Annotated in this window: 22 protein-coding genes, 1 tRNA gene and 1 pseudogene; 10 read left to right on the top strand and 14 right to left on the bottom strand. The window is 61.3% G+C overall.

The window, feature by feature from the left end; all coding sequences use genetic code 11:
• Nucleotides 1–141 precede the first annotated feature (141 nt).
• The 9 genes and pseudogenes from YH3_RS25665 to YH3_RS37380 all read left to right on the top strand — a co-directional run.
• On the top strand, nucleotides 142–363 hold the full coding sequence (locus YH3_RS25665; protein WP_064444302.1) for a hypothetical protein: 222 nt from the start codon (nucleotides 142–144) through the stop codon (nucleotides 361–363).
• On the top strand, nucleotides 356–2,539 hold the full coding sequence (locus YH3_RS25660; RefSeq protein ID WP_064444301.1) for a type IV secretory system conjugative DNA transfer family protein: 2,184 nt from the start codon (nucleotides 356–358) through the stop codon (nucleotides 2,537–2,539). Before YH3_RS25665 ends, YH3_RS25660 begins: the two co-directional genes overlap by 8 nt.
• Nucleotides 2,536–3,681, top strand: coding sequence for a replication-relaxation family protein (locus tag YH3_RS25655; RefSeq protein ID WP_082920659.1), 1,146 nt, complete (start codon nucleotides 2,536–2,538; stop codon nucleotides 3,679–3,681). The genes YH3_RS25660 and YH3_RS25655 overlap by 4 nt, the downstream gene beginning before the upstream one ends.
• Nucleotides 3,678–4,748: a site-specific DNA-methyltransferase gene (locus tag YH3_RS25650; RefSeq protein WP_082920658.1), complete on the top strand. Its 1,071-nt coding sequence runs from the start codon at nucleotides 3,678–3,680 to the stop codon at nucleotides 4,746–4,748. Before YH3_RS25655 ends, YH3_RS25650 begins: the two co-directional genes overlap by 4 nt.
• 92 nt (nucleotides 4,749–4,840) lie before the next feature.
• Nucleotides 4,841–5,191, top strand: a complete 351-nt coding sequence (locus tag YH3_RS25645) for a hypothetical protein (protein WP_064444645.1) — start codon at nucleotides 4,841–4,843, stop codon at nucleotides 5,189–5,191.
• A gap of 129 nt (nucleotides 5,192–5,320) precedes the next feature.
• Nucleotides 5,321–5,959: an antirestriction protein ArdA gene (locus YH3_RS25640; RefSeq protein WP_154100332.1), complete on the top strand. Its 639-nt coding sequence runs from the start codon at nucleotides 5,321–5,323 to the stop codon at nucleotides 5,957–5,959.
• A gap of 148 nt (nucleotides 5,960–6,107) precedes the next feature.
• Entirely contained in the window at nucleotides 6,108–6,455 is a 348-nt protein-coding gene (locus tag YH3_RS25635) for a helix-turn-helix domain-containing protein (RefSeq protein WP_238592705.1), read from the top strand.
• Nucleotides 6,456–6,510: 55 nt separating this feature from the next.
• Nucleotides 6,511–7,128, top strand: coding sequence for an ImmA/IrrE family metallo-endopeptidase (locus tag YH3_RS35090; RefSeq protein ID WP_082920657.1), 618 nt, complete (start codon nucleotides 6,511–6,513; stop codon nucleotides 7,126–7,128).
• Nucleotides 7,125–8,174: pseudogene (locus YH3_RS37380) on the top strand (recombinase family protein); the annotation flags it as partial. The gene YH3_RS35090 and the pseudogene YH3_RS37380, both read left to right, overlap by 4 nt.
• 300 nt (nucleotides 8,175–8,474) lie before the next feature.
• On the opposite strand, the gene YH3_RS35645 reads toward YH3_RS37380, so the two are convergent.
• From YH3_RS35645 to YH3_RS25555, 14 genes are all read right to left on the bottom strand, one after another.
• A complete protein-coding gene (locus YH3_RS35645; protein ID WP_154100331.1) occupies nucleotides 8,475–8,672 on the bottom strand; it encodes a hypothetical protein in 198 nt (65 codons plus the stop codon).
• Nucleotides 8,673–8,799: 127 nt separating this feature from the next.
• Nucleotides 8,800–8,875 (bottom strand) — tRNA-Ala (locus tag YH3_RS25615).
• Between the two features lie 126 nt (nucleotides 8,876–9,001).
• A complete protein-coding gene (locus YH3_RS25610; protein WP_007731305.1) occupies nucleotides 9,002–9,745 on the bottom strand; it encodes a DsbA family protein in 744 nt (247 codons plus the stop codon).
• Nucleotides 9,746–9,787: 42 nt separating this feature from the next.
• Nucleotides 9,788–10,276 carry a MauE/DoxX family redox-associated membrane protein gene (locus YH3_RS25605; protein WP_003942318.1) on the bottom strand — a complete coding sequence of 163 codons (489 nt, stop codon included), beginning with the start codon at nucleotides 10,274–10,276 and terminating at the stop codon, nucleotides 9,788–9,790.
• A 25-nt stretch (nucleotides 10,277–10,301) separates the two neighbouring features.
• Entirely contained in the window at nucleotides 10,302–11,555 is a 1,254-nt protein-coding gene (locus tag YH3_RS25600) for an MFS transporter (RefSeq protein ID WP_003942326.1), read from the bottom strand.
• A gap of 42 nt (nucleotides 11,556–11,597) precedes the next feature.
• Nucleotides 11,598–13,235, bottom strand: coding sequence for a phosphoglucomutase (alpha-D-glucose-1,6-bisphosphate-dependent) (gene pgm, locus YH3_RS25595; protein ID WP_064112629.1), 1,638 nt, complete (start codon nucleotides 13,233–13,235; stop codon nucleotides 11,598–11,600).
• A gap of 97 nt (nucleotides 13,236–13,332) precedes the next feature.
• Nucleotides 13,333–13,677, bottom strand: coding sequence for a fluoride efflux transporter CrcB (crcB, locus tag YH3_RS25590; RefSeq protein ID WP_003942344.1), 345 nt, complete (start codon nucleotides 13,675–13,677; stop codon nucleotides 13,333–13,335).
• Nucleotides 13,674–14,051, bottom strand: a complete 378-nt coding sequence (locus YH3_RS25585) for a CrcB family protein (protein WP_007731302.1) — start codon at nucleotides 14,049–14,051, stop codon at nucleotides 13,674–13,676. The genes crcB and YH3_RS25585 overlap by 4 nt, the downstream gene beginning before the upstream one ends.
• A 23-nt stretch (nucleotides 14,052–14,074) precedes the next feature.
• Entirely contained in the window at nucleotides 14,075–14,878 is an 804-nt protein-coding gene (locus YH3_RS25580) for a DUF1295 domain-containing protein (protein WP_037130102.1), read from the bottom strand.
• Nucleotides 14,875–16,191 (bottom strand): cyclopropane-fatty-acyl-phospholipid synthase family protein, encoded by a 1,317-nt coding sequence (locus YH3_RS25575; RefSeq protein ID WP_064444296.1) that lies wholly within the window; start codon nucleotides 16,189–16,191, stop codon nucleotides 14,875–14,877. Before YH3_RS25575 ends, YH3_RS25580 begins: the two co-directional genes overlap by 4 nt.
• A complete protein-coding gene (locus YH3_RS25570; RefSeq protein WP_003942339.1) occupies nucleotides 16,188–17,477 on the bottom strand; it encodes a cyclopropane-fatty-acyl-phospholipid synthase family protein in 1,290 nt (429 codons plus the stop codon). The genes YH3_RS25575 and YH3_RS25570 overlap by 4 nt, the downstream gene beginning before the upstream one ends.
• Nucleotides 17,474–18,217 (bottom strand): DUF1365 domain-containing protein, encoded by a 744-nt coding sequence (locus YH3_RS25565; protein ID WP_064444295.1) that lies wholly within the window; start codon nucleotides 18,215–18,217, stop codon nucleotides 17,474–17,476. The genes YH3_RS25570 and YH3_RS25565 overlap by 4 nt, the downstream gene beginning before the upstream one ends.
• Entirely contained in the window at nucleotides 18,208–19,488 is a 1,281-nt protein-coding gene (locus YH3_RS25560) for an NAD(P)/FAD-dependent oxidoreductase (protein WP_007731296.1), read from the bottom strand. Before YH3_RS25560 ends, YH3_RS25565 begins: the two co-directional genes overlap by 10 nt.
• Complete coding sequence (locus YH3_RS25555; protein WP_064444294.1) at nucleotides 19,485–20,117, bottom strand: dienelactone hydrolase family protein; 633 nt, start codon at nucleotides 20,115–20,117, stop codon at nucleotides 19,485–19,487. The genes YH3_RS25560 and YH3_RS25555 overlap by 4 nt, the downstream gene beginning before the upstream one ends.
• A 53-nt stretch (nucleotides 20,118–20,170) precedes the next feature.
• Between YH3_RS25555 and YH3_RS25550 the strand changes: the two genes are divergently transcribed.
• Nucleotides 20,171–20,992: a GNAT family N-acetyltransferase gene (locus YH3_RS25550; RefSeq protein ID WP_198174633.1), complete on the top strand. Its 822-nt coding sequence runs from the start codon at nucleotides 20,171–20,173 to the stop codon at nucleotides 20,990–20,992.
• Nucleotides 20,993–21,087 lie beyond the last annotated feature (95 nt).

The following is a 21,087-nucleotide window of genomic DNA, read 5'->3' as shown; positions in this document are numbered from 1 at the left end:
TCGGTGTTGTGATTTCGACAAACTCTATTGTTCGTTGAATACGTTCAACGTTAAATAGAAGACACCGGGCGTTCAATCAATTCAACGACCCGAAGAATTCATTCGAAATATCAAAAATCTAATTCAAAGGAGGGCACAGCTATGTCACGAACCTATCGACGCAATGACAAAGAAAAGAGAAAGACCGACTACCGAAAAGGCGGACGGCCGCGAAAGGATCGCAACATCTCAGTGCGCGGCATTCGCCGCGACACCCCGGATCTGCAGCGTCTCAGCCGCGCCGTCATAGCTTTGGCGCTGGCCGAGGCCGAACGCGACGCCGCCAATGACGATTCCCGAGCGAAGGAGCTGCGAGATGACTAGCCCCTCAACAGCATTGCCCCTCGGCTCGTTGTTGTGGCAGGAGATCTTCTGGCCCGCGCCGCTGAGTCGAGATCCCGTTCTCGGTCTGCTCCGCAGCTGGGCATCTCAAGTCCATGCCCCTCAGATCATCGTCGAAGCTCGTGCCGACCGCCACGGCATTCAGTACCTTGTCGGCTCCCAGCTCCGTCATCATCAAGCGCTTCGCCGCGACATCGAGCAGCTCGTCCCCGGCACCATCGTCACCAGCTACCCGGATGTCCGCGCCCCCATCACGACGGCAAGACGACTGCAGCTCCACAATCAGGTCGCCCTCGCCACCGGGCACCCCGAGGCGTCGACCCGCGCCATTCTGTCTGCTCTCACCAGCGTTCGACGATCCGAGAAGCTCACGCTTCAGATTGTTCTCGGGCCTAGGCTCACGCCACGCTTTCCCACTGGCGAAATCGCGAAAATTGACCAATCCGTCACCTCTCGAGCGCTGACAGGTGTCCTACCTGAAAAACGCACTGCTGCAACGACAGAGGTTAAGCGGAAGCTAGGGCAACACGGCTTCGTCGCGACCCTCCGTCTCGGTGTCCACGCCGATAGTCCCGAACGCAGGCGAAGCCTACTGCTCGCCGCGACATCGGCAATATCGACAGTCACGGGGCCTGGCGTCCGTGCGACCTTCTCACCCGAAAAGACCGTGCGTCTCAATTCGCCATCACCCCAGTGGTCGATGTGGACTCGTGGACAACGCCTTTCCATCGAGGAACTACCGATCCTCACCGGCTGGCCTGTCGCCGACGCCGCTTCCACTCCATACCCCGGGCAACCACCAGCCCATCCAAAACAGCTCCGCCCTACAGCCGTTGCCGGCGAAGATGATCGGATCATTGGGAACACCACCGCGCCGGGCACCGACGGGCAACTTGGCATCAGTGAAAAGGACAGTCGGCAACATCTTTGGATCATCGGGCCAACAGGAACCGGCAAGAGCAGCCTGCTTCAGTCCCTCATCGTGCAAGACCTGCAGGCTGGACGCCCCGTGGTCGTCATCGAGCCGAAAGACCTCATCCACGAATTGCTCTCGACAATTCCGAAACACCGACGCGACGATATCGTCGTACTCGACCCGCTCGACGATGCCCCGATTGGCATCAATCCATTGCAGTCATACGGCCGCTCCCCGGAAGCCGTCGCCGACCATGTCTTCAGCGTCTTCCTGGCCATCCACGGCGACAGTCTCGGCCCGAGGTCTTCTGACATCCTGCGGAACAGCCTGCACTCTCTCGCCGCCCGTGACGACGCCAGCCTGGTCATGCTTCCGCTACTGCTGACAAACCCGGCCTTCCGCCGCAGCGTCACCCGCGACATCTCGAAAGCTGATCCCATTGCGGCCGGGCCGTTCTGGCAGTGGTTCGATCAGCTCTCCCCCGAGAGCGCCGCGCAAATCTGTGCACCGCTGCTCAACAAGATCAGACCACTCCTGTCGCCGCACCTTCGCGGTGTCCTCGGGCAACAGCAACCACGCTTCAACATCCGGCAGGTTCTGCAGGAGAACAAGGTGTTGCTCGTTCCTCTTCAGAAGGGTGCCATCGGCCCAGAATCAGCCGAACTCCTCGGTGCGCTCGTTGTCGCCGAACTCTGGCAAGCGCTCCGGGAGCGCGGCGCGATTCCTCCGAAGGACCGCACCACTGTGACCGTCGTCCTCGATGAGGCACAGGAATTCCTGAGGCTCCCCACGGACCTCTCGGATGCACTCGCCATGTCCCGGTCGCTGGGCGGATCATTCCACCTCGCCCATCAATTCATCGACCAGCTGCCACCAGGGATGCGCACCGCTTTCACCGCAAACGCGAGAAGCCGCATAGCCTTCCAACTCACCGCAGCGGACGCCAAAACGATGACGGCCGGACAATCCGATCTGACTCCCAGTGACTTCACCGCACTGCCCGTATTCCACATCTACGCCTCGCTCGTGAAAGACGGAGCCGTCCAGCCTTGGGCATCTGGTGTCACGCTGCCACCGCCGCGATCGACCAGCAATCCCGATTCAATCCGGCGACGCAGCCGCGAGCAATTCGGCCGCCCCATCGCCGAAGTCGAGGCCGACTTCCTCTCGGCACTCGACCAATCGTCAAGTGCCACCGACGGAACCATCGGCGGTACTCGCAGAAGGAGGACAACGCCATGAACGAGTCAGCACCCAAACGAGCCGCCCTGCCCCCTCCATCCGTCGCCCACCAGGTGGCGCCATCGAACCACCCCGACAACTCAATTCCTTTTCATCCTGTACCAGTCGATGTTGCCCCGGTAGTCCGTCCCACCGCCCGACCAACCGCCCCCGGCACCGAATCCGCGCACGCCCTGGTCCGCACCCCAGATTCCGATTTACGGGCGGCGAATGATGGTGCCCATCTGGGCACCACAGTCACGGCGAATGACCACCCACGTCTCGATCAAACGCCAATTCAAACGCCAATACACCCGACACACACTGCACCCCAGCGGATCTCCCAAAAGCTGCTTCTTCGGCTACTTGGTCGCCTCAGCGACCGTGACTGGCAGATCATCACGAGCATCGAACAATTCCGATTCCTCGCTGCGCCCCATATCCAAGCCCTTCACTTCCCTGACCACTCCACCAAACCTGCCGCAGCACGTGCCGCACGCCGAGCCCTCACCCGACTTGCTCAGTGGAGAGTGATCGGCACGTTGCCCCGTGACATCGGTGGAATGCGCTCAGGGAGCACCGGAAACGTCTACCACATCGATGAGGTGGGTGACCGCCTCCGGCGGCAACAGGACCCCGACCGTCCACGCCGGCGCTACCAAGAACCGTCTACTCGATTCCTCTCACACACCCTCGCTATCGCAGACACCGTCACGACCCTCATCCGCGCGACCAGTTCACAGGGGCCGTCATTGGTTCGCTACGAACTTGAACCAGCCTCCTGGCGGCGTTACCGAAACTTCAACGGCGGATCCGTCGTCCTGAAGCCAGATATCTACCTTGAGTCCGCGGTGAGCCCGGAGCACGACGACGTAGCAGCGTTCTTCCTCGAGATCGATCTCGGTGGCGAGAGTCTGACCACCCTGCTTCGCAAATGCCTTGCCTACGAGCAGTACCGGCGAAGCGGAATCGAGCAGGATCAGTACGGAGCATTCCCCTATGTCATCTGGACGATGAGCGCGCGAACGCCAGAAATCGCAACGCGCCGCCAAGAAGCACTTGCCAAGGCGATCTCGCGCAACTCACAGCTCCCCTCGGAACTCTTCATCATCACCACCCCGGCCGAACTGCCGACCCTCATCATGAAAGGAGGTGCCCCATGACCCAACCCACAACAACAGCACTGCTCCCCCATCCGAGCTCTCCGCCACCTCGGCAGGAGGCTCCACAACCAGGCTCGATACTCATCGGAGACGCGGCCACCAAACTCGTCTCGGTCGCAGATGCCAGCATTGATATGACACTCACTTCCCCGCCCTACTTCCGTCTTCGTGACTATGAGAGCGAAGGCCAGCTCGGACTCGAGTCGCACGTCGACGACTGGGTTCGCGCACTTCTGCCCGCAATGCGTCAGATCGCCCGCGTTCTCGTCCCGACCGGCACCCTCTGGCTCAATCTCGGAGATACCTACGCCACGAACCCAACCCACGGAGCACCAACTAAAAGCCTTGTCCTCGCTCCCGAACGACTGGCGCTAGCCCTCGTCGAGGAAGGTTGGATTCTGCGAAACAAGATCGTCTGGGCCAAAAAGAACCCCATGCCAACAAGCGTGCGGGATCGACTCGCCTGCACCTATGAACTGGTCTACGTGTTCGCCCGTCACCCCCGTTACTACTTTGACCTCGATTCGATCCGCGAACCCCACCTCACTCATCCGCCGAAATCCTCCGGGCCTCCCAGTCGCAGACCACCAGGTCACCGCGAGTCATGGCGCGGCTCGAACTCCGGCAGTGTCAGCGGTCTTCACGCCGTCAAACGAGATGGCCGAGTCGGACATCCTCTGGGTAAGAACCCAGGCGATGTCTGGCCGATCGCGACGAGCCGAGGACACGGTGCACACCACGCGGCCTATCCACTCGAACTTGCCCGCCGTGCGATCCAGGCCGGTTGCCCCGAAAAGCGCTGCACTGGCTGCCAACTTCCCTGGATGCGCCCAGTAATCCGCTCACTGGGACACAATGCAGTTCGACAAAGCCTGCAGCCCACTTGCGACTGCCAACTCCCCGGTGAGCCCGGCACCGTGCTCGATCCATTTCTCGGGTCCGGCACCACCGCGGTTGCGGCTGAGACCCTGGGTCGCAGATGGATGGGATGTGAACTCAATCCGACCTTCGCAGCTGACGCTCGAAGTCGAATCACCAAGGCACGCCAAAAGGACTCCGCCGCATAACCCCCTGCGCCCGACAACCTCGTCGGCCATCTGTGGCCGGTTCCCGAACGTCAATCGACGTTCGCCGGTCACACCACACCGAGGAGGTTGCCATGACGGCACCTGAGGACGGCATCAGCCGCCCACCCACCACCAACGGAAACGGCGCGGTCAAAACCCTCGCTATCCGATTGGAACCCGATGTCCACGCACAGCTGAGCCTCATCGCTCAGCTTCGCGGCTCCACAATCACCGATGAGATAAAGAACGCGCTGGCTGCCCATATGGAGGCAGCCAAGCACGCCGACGATCTCATGGCCCGCGCTGATGAAGCGCTTGCCGACATCGAACGTGACGCCGCAGCACGCAGGGACGCGCTCTCAACACTGTTCGCCACCCCGGAGAGCACCAAACCGCGCCCCCGCACCGCCCGAAAGGACACGGGCTCAAGCCCTGGCACCTGACCAGGCAATGGTGTGCCAGCAGACGGCAGTTCGAACCACTTCTCAGCTGAGCAAGGTTCGCTGCCGCTGCTGGCCCACCAGCAACACCCTCACCCCAATCAACTCACGAAACGAAGGGAGGACACAAAGATGAACAACGACAAGCACTTGGATACAACACCTTTAGACCCGAAAGAACCAGAACTGCCCCGTTCGACTGAGCACTCCACCACCCACGAAATTGCGCCCGAAGATCTGCCCAGGATCTACGTCGCGTCACTCAGCGACTACAACAACGGCCATCTCCACGGCACCTGGCTCAATGCCACCAGTAGCCCTGAGGATCTTCAGGCAGCGATCTGCGCCATGCTGGCCAAATCCAGGCAACCAGATGCAGAGGAGTTCGCAATCCACGATTTCGACGGATTCGGCGGCCTGCAACTATCTGAGTACGAATCGCTTGAACGGGTGAGCCGCCTGGCACAAGGCATCGCGGAGTACGGTCACGCCTTTGTCGCATGGGCCGACTTACACATCGACGATGATTCCCAGTGGGACCGCTTCGAAGAAGCCTACTTCGGCTACTACGACTCACTCGATGACTACGCCGAACAGCTTGCCGACGACCTCGGCTACACGAAGTTACTCAGCGACACAATCCCTGAGTATCTGAAGCCCTACACAAGGTTCGACACGGAGCAATTCGGTCGCGATATCCACGACGGCGGTGATATTTCGATCTCAGACGCACCGCACGGCGGAATTTGGATATTCGACGGACGGATGTAGCGAAGCCTTACCGGAATCGCGCAATGGACGGCAGCAATAAGTGTTGTAGAAATAACCAACCCATTGAACGAATTGAACGAAAGAATTAGAATAGGAATGAAAAGGAACCCTATTCATGAATCAAGAGCAATCCCGAAAACTAGCTCGAATGCTGCGCTCACGTCGAGAAGAACTCGGCCTATCCGCCAGCCAATTAGCCAGGCGGGCCAACGTCGCTGTAGGCACCGTCACCCGCATTGAGCTCGCGCAGATCCCTGCACCGAAGGTCGAAAGCCTTCGCTTAATCGCGGATGCGCTCGACTTGCCGATCACCGACCTCCTTGCGACAGCAGCACTCCTTCGCGACGACGAATTGCCAACAATGCCGGTCTATCTCAAATTGAAGTACCGCGACATGTCACCCGAAACCGTCGCAGAAATCAATCGCTACGTCGAGAGCATTACATCCCGGCACGAGCATGCAGCCACCGGACCAACTGGCGGCGAAGACGAATAAAGCACCACCACAAACACATTCAAAGAAACCTATCCGCGGGAAGGAGGACCACCGCATGCCCCACAGCCCTGACTCCACAGTTCACCACAGCATTCTGACCAAACTTCGCGCACTCGTCCCCCACCGGCACCTGTCAATCGAAGAAGCACTACGAATCGCCGAACTCCAAGCAACTCACTTGCTGGCCCTGCAACATATCGACGAAGCACCTGTGCCGTCTGAGGTCATTACAGAATTGCCGAAGCTGCGAGTCGAGTACGCCAACACCCCGGTGTCTGGAGCGTGCTTCTGGGACGGCCACGACTGGGTCATCGAGCTCAACCCCCGGCAGACACACACGAGGCGACGCTTCATACTTGCCCACGAGTACAAACACATCATCGATCATGGCCTCGCGGGATTCCTGTACCCACCCCAAATCTGTAGCCACGGACTCGATCACGCCGAGTACGCGGCCGACTACTTCGCCGGCTGCCTCCTCGTTCCCCGAACACAGCTCAAAAGAGCGTTCGCACACGGAATCCAGAGCCTCCACGACCTTGCCCGTCATTTCGACGTGACCGAACGCGCCATTGCGACTCGCCTGAAACAAACCGGCCTCAGCGATCCAACCCCGCGGTGCATGGACCGGCATCACCACCAAGATAATTCAACTGAAAGGAATCTCATATGAGAAATCTGTCGCCCGACAGCCGAGCCGTCCTCTATCTCCGCGTCTCGACGAAGGACCAAGCGCAACGAGGCGGAGAGCTTGAAGGGTTCTCGATACCCGCCCAGCGAGAGGCATGTCGCAGGAAGGCCGAATCGATGGGCGCAACCGTCATCTCCGAATTCGTCGATGCGGGAGAGTCTGCACGGTCCACCGACCGGCCCGAGCTACAGCGGATGCTCCTAATGCTGAGCTCCGAGGCAGTCGATTTCGTCATCGTTCACAAAGTCGACCGTCTCGCGCGCAACCGAGTCGACGACGTCGAAATCAATGTGGCGATCCAAAAGACTGGTGCTCGACTTGTTTCCGTTACCGAAAACATCGACGAAACGCCCAGTGGCATGCTCATGCACGGAATCATGAGCTCGATCGCCGAATTCTACAGCCGGAACCTTGCCAACGAGGTTGTGAAGGGAATGCAACAGAAGGTCCAAAGCGGCGGAACCACGGCCCTGGCTCCCATCGGATACGAGAACGTGCGCAAGGTCGTTGGAGGTCGAGAGGTGCGTACCGTTCAGATAGATCGAGAGCGGGCGGAGCACATCGTCTGGGCATTCTCAGCGTATTCCTCGGGGGAATGGAGCCTGAGAAACCTTGCAGCAGCGCTCGAATCACGTGGATTAGTCCAGAAGGCGACCGCGAAACGAGCTGAACGCCCCCTTCGACCCAATCGACTGCAGACAATTCTGCGAAACAGGTACTACCTCGGGTTCGTCTCGTGGAAAGGCGTCGAACACGTCGGGCAGCACGAACCCCTAGTGTCACCAGAGGTTTTCGAGCAAGTTCAAAAGGTTCTCGATGCTCACCGCCAGTCTGGTGAACGTCCGCAGAAACACCACCACTACCTCATTGGCTCGCTTCACTGCGCTCGCTGCGATTCGAAGATGATCTACTCCGTGTCCAAAGGCAACGGCGGCGCTTACCAGTATTTCGTATGTCTCGGTCATCACTCCAAAACGTCCGACTGCGCCTTGCCGTATCTGTCGGTCGAGACGGTGGAGAAACAAGTTGTGACAGCCTGGCATCGAGAAAAATCAAAATGGAACGAACTCGCTGTCCGCGCCATCGAGTCAACACTCGCGGACGACCTCAGGGCGCATCGAGATGAAGCGGCTCAGCAACACGGCGCTTTCACACGACGCATCGAGAAGATCCAGCGAGAACGCCTGCAGTGGGCTGAGAAGGCCATGGACGGCTTAGTGCCAGATGACATAGCGCGCAACAAGCAATCGCAATTGGGACGTCAGCTCGGATCTCTACAGGAACAGCAGGCTCTGCTTGATAAAACGAACGCCGACTACTCTGGCACGTTAGCCCGCGTTGCGAATCTCATCCGTAACTGTGGTGACATCTACGAGCGCGCAAGCGACCGGCTGCGAAGGGACCTGAACCAATCCTGGTTCAACCAATTGCGCGTCGACGAGACCGATGGTGACGTGAGCGTTTCCGCCACCGATCGGACGAGGCTTATGGCTACCCTGCATCAGGCGGGACCGGGTGTCATCCACGCGCCAACGATCGACAGTCCCCCGCCGCGCGACATCTCCCTCAGCACGTTCTTTTCGGACAACGAAAACGGCGAGGACCGTAGTCCTCGCCGTTTTTCTCGTGTTCGTGGTGCTAACGAACACCTTTTGGTGGAGCTAAGGGGACTCGAACCCCTGACCCCCACACTGCCAGTGTGGTGCGCTACCAGCTGCGCCATAGCCCCGTATTCAGTTCGCTCTAACAGTCGAACTCGCAGCGGCTGTTCTGCTTTCCGCTTGCTGGAAGAAAGTTACACCACTTGACTCGTGGGCAACAAATCGCCTGGTCAGAGCGAAGCGGCCGCTCCAGCTCAAGAGGAGAGCTTGGAAACCCAGTCGCTGCTGCCTGTGTCAACGATCTTGCCGTTCGCCACAACCGTGGGCGTCCCGTTCGACCCGACATCCTTGAGCGCCTGGCTGGCGGCTGCGGCATTGGCCGCGGCGGCTTCGACGTTGGTACCGGAAGAGATGCAGGTTGCCACGTCCTCGGATGCGCCCGCATCACGAGCGATCTGGGCGAGGTCGTCGTTGGTGTGGTCGCTGCTGCCGCCCTCGGCCGGCTGCGTGTCGGTCGCGAAAAGCTTGTTGTGGAATGCGGAGTACGCGATCGCGTCGCCGCCCTGAGCGACGCAGAGCAGAGCGGCGCCGGCCCGTGTGGAGTAGTCACCGCTGCCCGAGGCCCGGTTGAGGAAGTTCAGCATGTGGTATCGCACGGCGACGTCACCGTTGTCGACGGCGGCCGCGAGAGCCTGGCCACTGAGGTGTTCGAGAGCAGCACAGGCCGGGCACAGCGGATCCTCGAAGAGATCAATGGTTGTCGCGGCGGAGGGCTTGCCGAGCAGCACCACTCCGTTGTCCTGCACCGTGACGGCAACTTCGGAACTCTGCACGGAGCCGTAGCCGTCGTTCTGGGGCTTGTTCTTGCTGTTCGTCCACAAGACACCGCCGATGACGAGGGCCGCGATCACGAGCACCGCGAGGCCACCGATGATGTAGGTGGAGCGGCTCGAGACCGGTTCCGGCGAGTATTTGTTCTTGCTGCTCTTGGTGCTCACGCTGATGCAGTCCTTCGTGCGTCGAAACGATTTACCGATTGCTTACCTTGCCACTGAAGACTGAGTATCCACTGAGAACGCCGCGCGTGATCCGGGCCCCAATGCGAGTGGCGAACGCGGGAACACGAGCAGCCAGACGGCAAGTGCCAAGAAGCCCAGGTCGCGGAGAATCTCCTTCGAATAGTCCCAAGCGCCGACGTCGGCTGCACCTCCGCCGCCGAAACATCCGCAGTCGATGGACAATCCCCTGGCCCACACCGAAATGATCACCGCAATGAGAACCGTGAGGATGACCACCGAGACTGCAGCGGATGCTCGCACCGCCAACCCGACGAGGATCAGCAGGCCCAGGACTATTTCGACCAGGGGAAGAGCCGTCGCCACCGGACCCACCAGTGACTCGGGCAATAGTTGATAGGCGCGCACCGCGATCTTCGTCTGAACGGGATCAAAGAACTTGAGTCCCCCGGAAATCAGCCAGACGGCCGCCAAACCCAATCGGGCCACAAGACTCACGATGCGAATTGCCACCCGATCGAGAGTACAGAATGCCCGGTCAGTCCAGGTTTGTCCGCGCAGGAGTATCCGTTAGCACCGTCACATCAGTCAGATCTTCTACAACGGATTCGACAGGCTTCGTTCGCGACGGGACGAACAGCCACCCCGTCGCCGACACGACAACGACGGCTCCCATCACTGCGAAGGCCGCCGAGTACGAAACATGTTGGGCGATCAGCCCGGCACAAATCGGCGCCACTACCCCACCGATGTCGGACATCATCTGGAATACCGCCAGAACGGGTCCGCCTCGGGCCGTCGATCCGACAACATCGGCAACCGCGGCCTGCTGGGCCGGACTCATGAGCCCGGAGCCGACACCAGTCACTGCGGCGATGGCGAAGAACACCACGAGGTTGTCGGTGAATCCCATTGCGATGGTTCCCAGACCACAGATGAGCAGACCGCTCACGACAAAGGGCTTGCGTCCGAAGCGGTCGGAGAGTCGTCCGGAGACGATCAACACCAACGCATTGCCGACGGCGAAGATCGTCAGGGCGTAGGCCGCAATCGAGGGGTCTCGGCCGAGGAACTCGACGACGAACAGGGGAACCATGGCAACGCGAACTCCGAAGATCACGCCGCCGAAGGCGAGATTCGATCCGAGCGCTGCCCGGTACACCGGAGACTGGAGGCCTTCTGTGAGAGTCATCGACTTCACATCGACAGCCTTGTCCGGTGACGCCAAATGAGATCCACGCAGGCTCACGAAGACAACGAGCGCGGCGATCACCAACGCAATTGCGTAGATGATGAACGGCATCCGCAGACCGAACTGCAACAGCGCTCCGCCGACCAGCGGGCCGCCGATCGATCCCATGAGAAAGCTTGTCGCGTACAGACCCGACACGCGGCCGCGACTGTCCGACGGTGACATGCGAATGATCAGCCCGAGAGCCGACACGGTGAACATGGTCGACCCGATGCCACCCAACGACCGGAACAGCAGAAGTTGCCAGTACTCCCCCGCGAAAGCGCACGCACCGGTCGAGACCGCGACGATGAGAAGGCCGACGATGTAGACCGGCCGCTCACCGAGTTTCTGTACCAAAGTGCCGCTCATCGGCGCGAACACCAATCGCATGAAAGCGAAAGACGAGATCACGATCGTGGCGGCGGTGACCGATACGTCGAAGCTGCGCGCGAACTGAGGTAGTGCCGGGGCGACCAACCCGAATCCGAGGGCGATGACGAAGCTGGCGGCTACCAGTACCCAAATTTCCTGTGGCAGCTTGGCTGCACGAGTTTTCATGTCGCCCGGAATTCTAGCCGGGCGACATGAGCGGTCCGCGGGCTAGTTCGCCTTCAAGACGCCGGACACCAAGTCCTTGGCCGCTGCCTGAACCTGAGCCAGATGATCGGCGCCCTTCATCGACTCGGCATAGATCTTGTACACGTCCTCCGTGCCGGACGGCCTCGCTGCAAACCACGCGTTCTCCGTCGTCACCTTGAGACCACCGATCGCCGCGCCGTTTCCGGGCGCGGCAGTCAGTGTCGCGGTGATCGGTTCACCCGCCAGCTCGGTTGCACTCACCTGGTCGGGAGACAGTTTTGCCAAGACTGCCTTCTGTGCGCGTGTCGCGGGCGCATCGATACGTGCGTACGCCGGGCTCCCGAACTTCTCGGCCAACGCGGCGTAGTGCGCTGACGGAGACTTTCCCGTCACCGCGGTGATTTCCGACGCGAGCAACGCAAGGATGATGCCGTCCTTGTCCGTCGTCCAGACGGAACCGTCGTGTCGGAGGAAGGACGCGCCGGCGCTTTCCTCGCCGCCGAATCCCACAGACCCGTCGAGCAATCCGGGAACGAACCACTTGAACCCGACCGGAACCTCGAGCAAATCGCGGCCCAGGCTGCTCACGACACGGTCGATCATCGAGGAACTCACGAGGGTCTTGCCGACCTTGGTATCTGCGCCCCAACCTGGCCGGTTCGCGAACAGGTACTCGATGGCAACGGCCAGATAGTGATTCGGGTTCATCAAACCGCCGTCGGGAGTGACGATGCCGTGGCGGTCGGAGTCCGCATCGTTTCCGGTCGCGATGTCGTAGCGATCCCGAATCCCGATCAGCGACGCCATCGCGTCGGGCGACGAGCAGTCCATGCGGATCTTGCCGTCAGTGTCGAGCGTCATGAACCGCCAGGTCGGATCGACGAGTGGATTCACCACTTCGAGGTCCAGTCGATGAGTTTCGGCGATCGCGCCCCAGTAGTCGACGCTTGCCCCGCCGAGGGGGTCTGCACCGATCCTGATTCCGGCATCGCGGATCGCGTCGAGGTCGAGGACACTGGGGAGGTCTTCGACGTAGTAGCGGAGGAAGTCGTAGCGTTCGACGCGGTCCAGCGCTTGTGCCGCCGTCACACGCCGTACCCCGGAAAGCCCCTTGCGCAGAAGCTCGTTCGCTCGATCGGCGATAACCGACGTCGCATCCGTGTCCGCGGGCCCGCCGTGCGGCGGGTTGTATTTGAAGCCACCGTCACGCGGCGGATTGTGTGACGGTGTCACGACGATGCCGTCGGCCTTGGCCTCCGGACCCGTCGAGTTGTATCGCAAGATCGCGTGACTGACAGCTGGGGTAGGAGTGTAGGCGTCGCGTGAATCGACGAGGACGACGACGTCGTTGGCGACCAGGACCTCCAAGGCCGACAGCCAGGCAGGCTCCGAGAGCGCATGTGTGTCCCGGCCGATGAACAGCGGGCCGTCGATTCCCTGCGAAGCGCGGTACTCGACGATCGCCTGGGTTGTCGCCAGGATATGAGCTTCGTTGAACGCCGAGTCGAGACTGGAACCGCGATGTCCTGAAGTGCCGAAAAGTACCTGCTGCATCGGGTTCTCGGGATCCGGAGTGCGCGTGTAATACGCGGTGACCAGATGAGGAACATTGATCAGATCCTCTGGCAGAGCCACTTGTCCTGCTCGTTCGTGCGCCACGAATCCCCCTCGGCCCGGTGGTCGACCACTGTGTCGACGCGACTGTGGACAATTGTCTACCCTGGCCGCGTGGCGTGCACGCTCGGCGCCGGATCCGTCAATCCGTGATCTGGATTCCCAACCACGCAGCGGACAGTCCCACGATCAGACTGAGGACGATGTAGATCAGAGAAAGCGCCGTCTGGCGCCTCTCGATCATCCCGACGTTCTCGGTCGCGAAGGTCGAATAGGTGGACAAGCCGCCGCAGAAGCCGGTCGCCAGAAGTGCGGCCATCTCGGTGGAAAGAGCTGCCCCGGTGAACAATCCAAGGAGGAAGCAGCCGATCACGTTCGCGGCGAACGTCGCAGCCGGAAATCCCTTGTACGCGGGCACATACCGCGCCAACAGGTACCGGCCACTCGCACCAGCGCCGCCGCCGAGCGCCACCAGGAGAACTGTCATGCCGACGCTCCGTCCCGCGCGCGGATCCAGCGTTCACCGAGCCCTTTGCCCAGTGCTGCAGCGAGGATCGCGGGAATCAACGTCCCGAGAACATAGAGAATCGATCGCCACGGACTCTCCGTCACGGCGTGAACCGCGAAGGACGAGAAGGTGGTGAAGCCGCCGCAGAAGCCTGTGCCGAGAAAGAGGTACCCAACCTTGTTGTGCACGAGCAGGGCCGCGAGAACACCGAGAACGAACGAGCCGACGACGTTGATGACCAGAGTCGTCCAGATGTGGGGAAAGAGCTCCCCCAGACCGTAGCGGCTGAGCGCGCCCAACCCTCCGCCGACGGCAACCGCGCATACCGCAGCCGGCAGTTTCAGATCACCCATGCTCTGGCCTCACCCGAAAGAGCCTACGTCCCGGAGCGGGCTTTCGGCGGGCGAGGAATGAAGTAACTTGTCCGCTGCTGATACTCGCGATAGCCCGGACGCTGTTCCATGTGTCGCTCGAGTAACCGCGCTCCGGTGGCGAAGACCAGGAAGTACGTCATGGCGATCGGTGAGAGGACGGTCAACACCCCCGGCCACACGGACGCCGAGACGAGGAAGATCCCCCACCAGACACACGCGTCGCCGAAATAGTTGGGATGCCGCGTCCATGCCCACAAACCTTGATCCATGATGTGGCCACGGCTGCCCGGATCGGATTTGAACTCCTCCATCTGTCGGTCGCCGACCGTCTCGAACGTGACGCCGACAATCCACAGCGCGATTCCGAGTACGACAAGAAGTCCGAAGCTGCCGTTCGACACTGCTGCGACCTGGATCGGCAGGGAGACGAACCACAACGAAATCCCCTGCGTGAGATAGATCTTGCGGATCGCATACAGCGTTCGATTACCCGTCGCTCGTCCGAGCATTTCTTCGTACCGCGGGTCTTCACCTTTGCCACGCGATCGAATCGCCATGTGCGTCGCCAACCGCAGACCCCAGATCGCCACGAGCGCAAGCATCAGCAACCGGCGCCAGAGGTCGCCGGTTCCCACTATCGCGGACACGAGCGCGATCAGAACGAAGCCGGCGCCCCACGACACGTCGACAACGTTGTGGCGCCCGATCCGTACACCGATCGTGGCTGTCACCGCCATTCCGACGGCGATCGCCAGCAGACTCGTGAGTGTGACCACTCCGAACGCGCCCCAGTCGAATCCGTTCATCGCCGCGACACCCACTGCGGCCGTACCGGTTCCATACCCGATCGACCATCACCGTGCGGCCGGACCGACAGAATCTGATCGACGCCCATCCTGCCGTCCCGAAATGCCATTCCTCCGCCGACGAGGTAGAGACGCCACACCCGAGCGACTTCGACACCTACGAGTTCCACGACGCGATCCCAGTTCGATTCGAAGGTCTCGATCCACGCGTCGACGGTCCGCACGTAGTGCTCACGCAGGGCGTGGACGTCCCGCACTTCGAGTCCACATTCCTCGATCATCGCAACAGTGCGACCGACGGGCCGCATGTACATGTCCGGCGCGATGAACGACTCGATGAACGGACCTCCCCCGGGGTGCGGGCCAGTGCGGGACATCTGCTGAATCAGCACACGGCCACCGGCAATAACATTGTCGTGGAGCGCTTTCACGTAGGTCGGATAGTTGTCCTCACCGACATGCTCACCCATCTCGATGGAAGCGACCGCATCGAAGGGACCGTCTGGAATCTCTCGATAATCTTGGAGGCGAATCTCGACCCAGTCTTCCAAACCGAGCGCGCGGACCTTCGCGTCGACAAAAGCCTTCTGCTCCGCCGAGATCGTGATTCCGACAACCCTGGCACCGTACTCCCGCGCTGCATGCAGGCTCAACGAGCCCCAACCACAGCCGACATCGAGAAACCGCAAGCCTCGCGCTCGATCGAGACCGACCTTGCGGCACACCAGGTCCAGCTTGTCTGTCTGTGAGTCTTCGAGCGTGTAGTCCGGTGCATCGGAAGTCCAATAGCCCGAGGAGTACGCCATGTTCTCATCGAGGATCAATTGGTAGAAATCGTTCGACAAATCGTAGTGGTGCCCGATCGCCTCGCGGTCGCGGGCGAGGCTGTGCAGGCGCCCCTTCACCTGAGCCTGCGACGCCGGCGGAGCCAAAGGTCTCCCGAAAGCACCGAAGGATCGCGCAGCCTTGACCACGGCCAGGACAAGCGAGGGTGTCGGGGTAATCGACCCGAGCCCCCGCTCGGCAGACACCTTCCACACGTGTGTGAGTGCATCGCCTAGATCGCCCTCGACGTCGAGTTCACCGAGAACATATGCCTGCGCAGCCCCCAACTCGCCGGGATTCCAGAGCAAGCGTCGCAAAACGTTCGGGCTGTAGAGCGTCACTTTCGGAGCATCTTCCGGACCTGCCGTGCTGCCGTCCCATGCAGTCAACCGCACCGGAAGTTCGCCGCCGACAAGTGGACTGAGGATGTCCGAGAGACGACCCGCAACGCCGGTACCTTGTGTCGTTCGATCCATTGTGGCAGTCATCGCTGGTTCCTCCGATCGAGAACAATTTGCTGGACGTCGAGATACCCCGACCGAAACCCCGCCTCGGAGTAGCAGAGATAGAAATGCCACATGCGCGCGAACACTGCGTCGAACCCGAGCGCGGACGCCTCGTCGGTGCGAGCGCTGAATCGCTCGTCCCACAGTCGCAACGTCTGCGCGTAGTGATCGCCCATCGACATCCGCTCACGCACCCGCAGGGTTGTCATGCGCTCGGTGACGTCCTCGATCGCCCGCACCGACGGGAGAAATCCGCCGGGGAAGATGTACTTGTGCACCCAGGTGTAGGTGTTGCGGGTCGCGAGCATTCGATCGTGCGGCATCGTGATGGCTTGGATCGCCGCGCGCCCACCCGGCGCCAGCAGGGCGTCGATCGTCTGGAAGTAGCTTCCCCAGTACTGGTGGCCGACGGCCTCGATCATCTCGACCGACACAACGGCGTCGTACTCCCCCTGTACCTGCCGATAGTCGAGAAGGTCGACCTGAACGCGATCTGCCAGTCCCGCAGCGCTTATCCGCTTCGCTGCCAATTCCTGCTGTTCGACCGAAAGTGTCACCGAGCGCACCGTCGCTCCCCGTTGGGCAGCTCGGATCGCCAATTCTCCCCAGCCTGTGCCGATTTCGAGCACTCGCGAACCGGGTCCGACACCTGCGCCATCCAGCAGTCGATCGATCTTCCGATGCTGCGCCGCTGCGAGCACGTCCCACGATGGGGTCGCCCCTACCGACAGATCCTCGAAGAGTGCACTGGAATACGTCATGGTGTCGTCGAGGAACAGTTCGAACATCTCGTTCGAGAGGTCGTAGTGCCGGGAGATGTTCGAGCGCGTGTTCTGCGTCGAATTCCGTTCACTGCGAGGCTGCTTCGGAATGTAGAGGCCTCGTAGCCGCTGCAGGAAGTCGGGAATGAGCGTCGCCACGCGGGAGGCGAAGACTTCCAGGACCGCAGTGAGGTCGGATGCTTCCCAATCGCCCGCCATGTAAGACTCGCCGAATCCGATCAAACCACTGTCCCCCACACGAGCAGCGAAGTCGTCTGGGCGGTGAATGACCATCAACGGCGAATCGGGGCTACCGCCACCGGAGAACTCACCGTTGGGCATCTGGACACGCAGCGGCAAACGTGCGACCGCCTTGTGGAACAGGGCGCGGGCAACCGGTGATGCAACCCGCACTTTGAGCCCGCTCGGCACGGTGGCGACGCCCGGCCACCGCTCGGTTTCGATCGTGTGAGCGGAAGGTTCGGTGCCGAGAGTGGTTGTGGTCATTGCACTGCCTCCTGCGGGTGATGTTGCGGTCGGGGAACGATGGGTAAGCGCCTGGCCCACAGCCGGATTCCTTGAAATCTGATCTGCGCGGCGACTCGGAGCGGAGCCAGCGGGATGGCGAGCGCACTGCGCACGATCTCGCGCGTCGTCGCCGGCACACAACGACCGGACACCGTGGCCACGAAGGGCGCCTTGCCGTCACGGGCCAGAACTATCGAGAGCGCGAGCGCGGTGTCGGGTAGCGGAAGTCGCATCCGGTACTCGCCGTCCAGATCGTTGAACGGAGATACGTAGAACTCTTTGGACGTGCGAACCGCGCCACGTTCGTCGGTTTCGAGCAGGTAGCAGTGCCGCTCGCCGTAGGTGTTGTGAACCTCGGCAACGACGCACCGCTGACTGCCGTCGTCGTTCAGACACCAGAACACACTCAGCGGGTTGAACACATGGCCGAACACACGCGCGTTCGCAAGCATGAGGATGCGACCGCCGGCGAACTCCAATCCGTTGGTTGCCAGAAAAGTCTCGACGTTGGCACGAATCGATCGAGTGGAGTCGCCGAGGTGATCCCCGGCGTCGAACTTCGCCAAGGGCCGCAAAGCCTTCGGAAGCTCGGGCAAATCGTCGACGTCGACGAGCCAGCTGTAGCTTCGGTACTCGAACTCGTTGTGCAACGGCTCCGTTCGTACGTGCCGAATGCTCGTATGAACGATGGACGGCGTGATGGGAGTAGTCACGGCCACCGACCTCCGACGCGTTCGGCGGCACGCAGGCCAGACAGTGCACCGTCCTCGTGGAAGCCCCATCCGTGGTACGCACCGGCAAACGCGAGCACGTCCGAGTCCAACTCGGGAAGCCGCGCTTGAGCGGCGACGGAGGTGGGTGTGTACTGCGGATGCTCGTAGGTCATCTGATCGATCACCGAGTCCGGGGACACCATTTCGCCTCCCCCCAAGGTCACCAGGTAGCGCCGGCCGGTCTCCGGGAGCCGCTGCAACCTCGTCATGTCGTAGCTGACCAGAACGTGATCCGGCTTCGCGTTGCATTCAGGGATGTAGTAGTTCCACGACGCGCGCGCATTGGTGTTGCCGGGCAGCACATTCTCGTCGGTGTGAAGCTGGGTGTGGTTGACGGAGTACGGCATTGCGCCGAGGACCTGGGATTCGGCAGGCGTCGGATCCGCCAAAATCTTCAGTGCTTGCTGCGGATGCGTTGCGACCACGGCTGCGTCGAAGGTCTGGATCTGGTCGTCGCCGTCACGAATGTCGACGCGATCGTCGAACCGGTGGACGGCGCGAACCGGCGTGTTGAGGCGGATATCCCCGATGCTTTTGGCGACGAGACGAACGTATTCGCCCGATCCACCGGTGACTGTTCGCCAGGTGGGCGACCCAGTGACGCTCAGCATTCCGTGGTGATCGAGGAACGAGAACAGGTACCGCGCGGGATATTTCAGGGCCGAGCCGGGATCACACGACCAGACTGCCGACACGAGCGGAGTCATGAAATGAGCGGTGAAGTAGTCGGAGAACCGGCCGCTGCGCAGAAACACCCCCAGTGTCTGGTCGGGTGCCGACGGATCCGTGTTGTCGAGCAGGGCTCGGGCACGGCGATGGAAGCGCTTGACCTCCATCAACATCGACAGAAAGCTGCCGTTGACAAGGAGCCCCGGCGTCGGGAGAACGCCGCGCAACCCTTGGCCTCCCGAGTACTCGAGTCCGCAACCCCCACACCTGACCGACATGCTCATATCGGATTCCTGCGTAGGCACATCGAGTTCTGCGAACAATCGCAACAATGTCGGATAGGTGCGATCGTTGTGGACGATGAACCCCGTGTCGATGGCGAGGCTTCGCCCTTCCGGGTCGGTGACCGAATGGGTGTCCGCGTGCCCGCCGAGCCGTGAATCCGCTTCGTAGAGGGTGACGTCACTGTCCTTACTGAGCACCCACGCCGCTGTCAGACCTGCGACCCCACTACCGACGACGGCCACCTTGCGCTTGTCGGAACTCATCGTCGTTCTCCCATCCTTGTTGCGGCTACCCCGCGACTCATTCCTGCGATTGCATCCGCGACGAGGCGATGCCAAGTCGCCGCCCGACGGAGCATGAAGTGGCCTGCGCCGTCGATGCCGATCCATTCAGCGCTCTTACCCGACTTCTGCAGTTCGTCGACCTTTCGCCGCGACACCTCCGGATCGGTCCAGGAGTCAGCCGTGCCGTGAAGGACTGACAGTTGTGTGTCCGAACGCAGATTCACCGACGTTCCATCGGGCCACCACGGCGCCAGCGCGACCACACCGACCACCGCCGGATCGCCACATAGTTCGGCGGCGACCCGTCCGCCCATCGAGTGCCCCAGCAGGATCACCTGAGCTTGTGAATTACGTTTCGTTATCGCGTCGAGTGCGGCGCGGGCGTCGGCGACCGGACTGCGCTCGGCACCGTTCCAACCTCGAACTCGATAGCGAGCCTGCACCGCTTTGACACCGGAGAGGCGAAGCTGAGCGGTGAACGGGCACATCCGAAGGTTGGACAGATGCCAGGCGCGAGCCGGGCGATGGCTCGATACCTTTCCTCCAGGCAGCACTAGCACCACCAGGTGCTGGTCACCGTCCTGCTGTTGCCGTCGGTTGGGCGTCATACACGGCATTCGGAGCCGAAAACCATTTGGATGGGGTTCGTAGAATTTCTTTTGTGAATCGTGAAGCACTCGTCGGCGATGTCCTCGACGCCATGGACGCCAATTTGGTATCCCATGCCTGCCACCTGCATGAACACTTGCCGACGGGATCGGTCACGGTCTCTGCAGATGTTGTCGTCGCAGACAGCGGCCTCACCGACGACACTTTCAACATCATCGCTGGTGCGCGCTTCGCTGTACCTGCTGCTGAAGGCCCGGAAGAAGACCGACGACTACTCGACGTACTCGCGTGGCTTCGAGCAACCGGTCGTCCGTTCTCCTGGTGGACGGGTCCGCGCGACAAGCCCTCTGACCTCGGCGCTCGCTTGTCAGCCCTCGGCTGCGTGCGCTCCGAGGAAGAAAGAGCGATGACGGCAGACTTGGACGTCGTCCCACGCCCAACGCCTGTCGCAGAACTGTGCGTTCAGCGAGTGACGACTCGTTCGCAGCTCGCCGACTATGCCGCCGTGATGGCCGCCAATTGGTCGCCGCCCTCAACCGCAGTAATAGGTTTCTTCGAAGACACCGCCGATGACATCCTCGATGAGCGCTCGCGGAGTTCGTTTGTCGTGGGATACGCGAACTCCCAGCCTGTCGCCGGAGCCGAGGTCCATTTTGCCGCCGACGTCGCCGGACTGTATGGGGTCGTCACACTCGAAACGGCGCGCCGACGCGGATTCGGCTCGGCGGTCACCCTTGCCGCACTCGACATCGCCCGCGAGCGAGGTGCCCGAACCGCTGTACTTCAGGCGTCCAGCGACGGCGCACAGCTCTATCGAAACGTCGGCTTCGAGGATGTCGGTACCTACGCCGAGTACTCGATCGGCAGCGGTTAGACGTCCCCGCGGGGACGCTTTCCGTCCTCATCCACGGATGTGTGTCGGTACTGGCATCTACTATCGAACGTACATTCGAAACATTGTCGGACACG

Source organism: Rhodococcus sp. YH3-3, assembly GCF_001653035.1.
GTDB classification, from domain to species: domain Bacteria; phylum Actinomycetota; class Actinomycetes; order Mycobacteriales; family Mycobacteriaceae; genus Rhodococcus_F; species Rhodococcus_F qingshengii.
The sequence above is the reverse complement of the archived record's forward strand: the minus strand, read 5'-3'. Positions and strand labels throughout refer to the sequence as shown.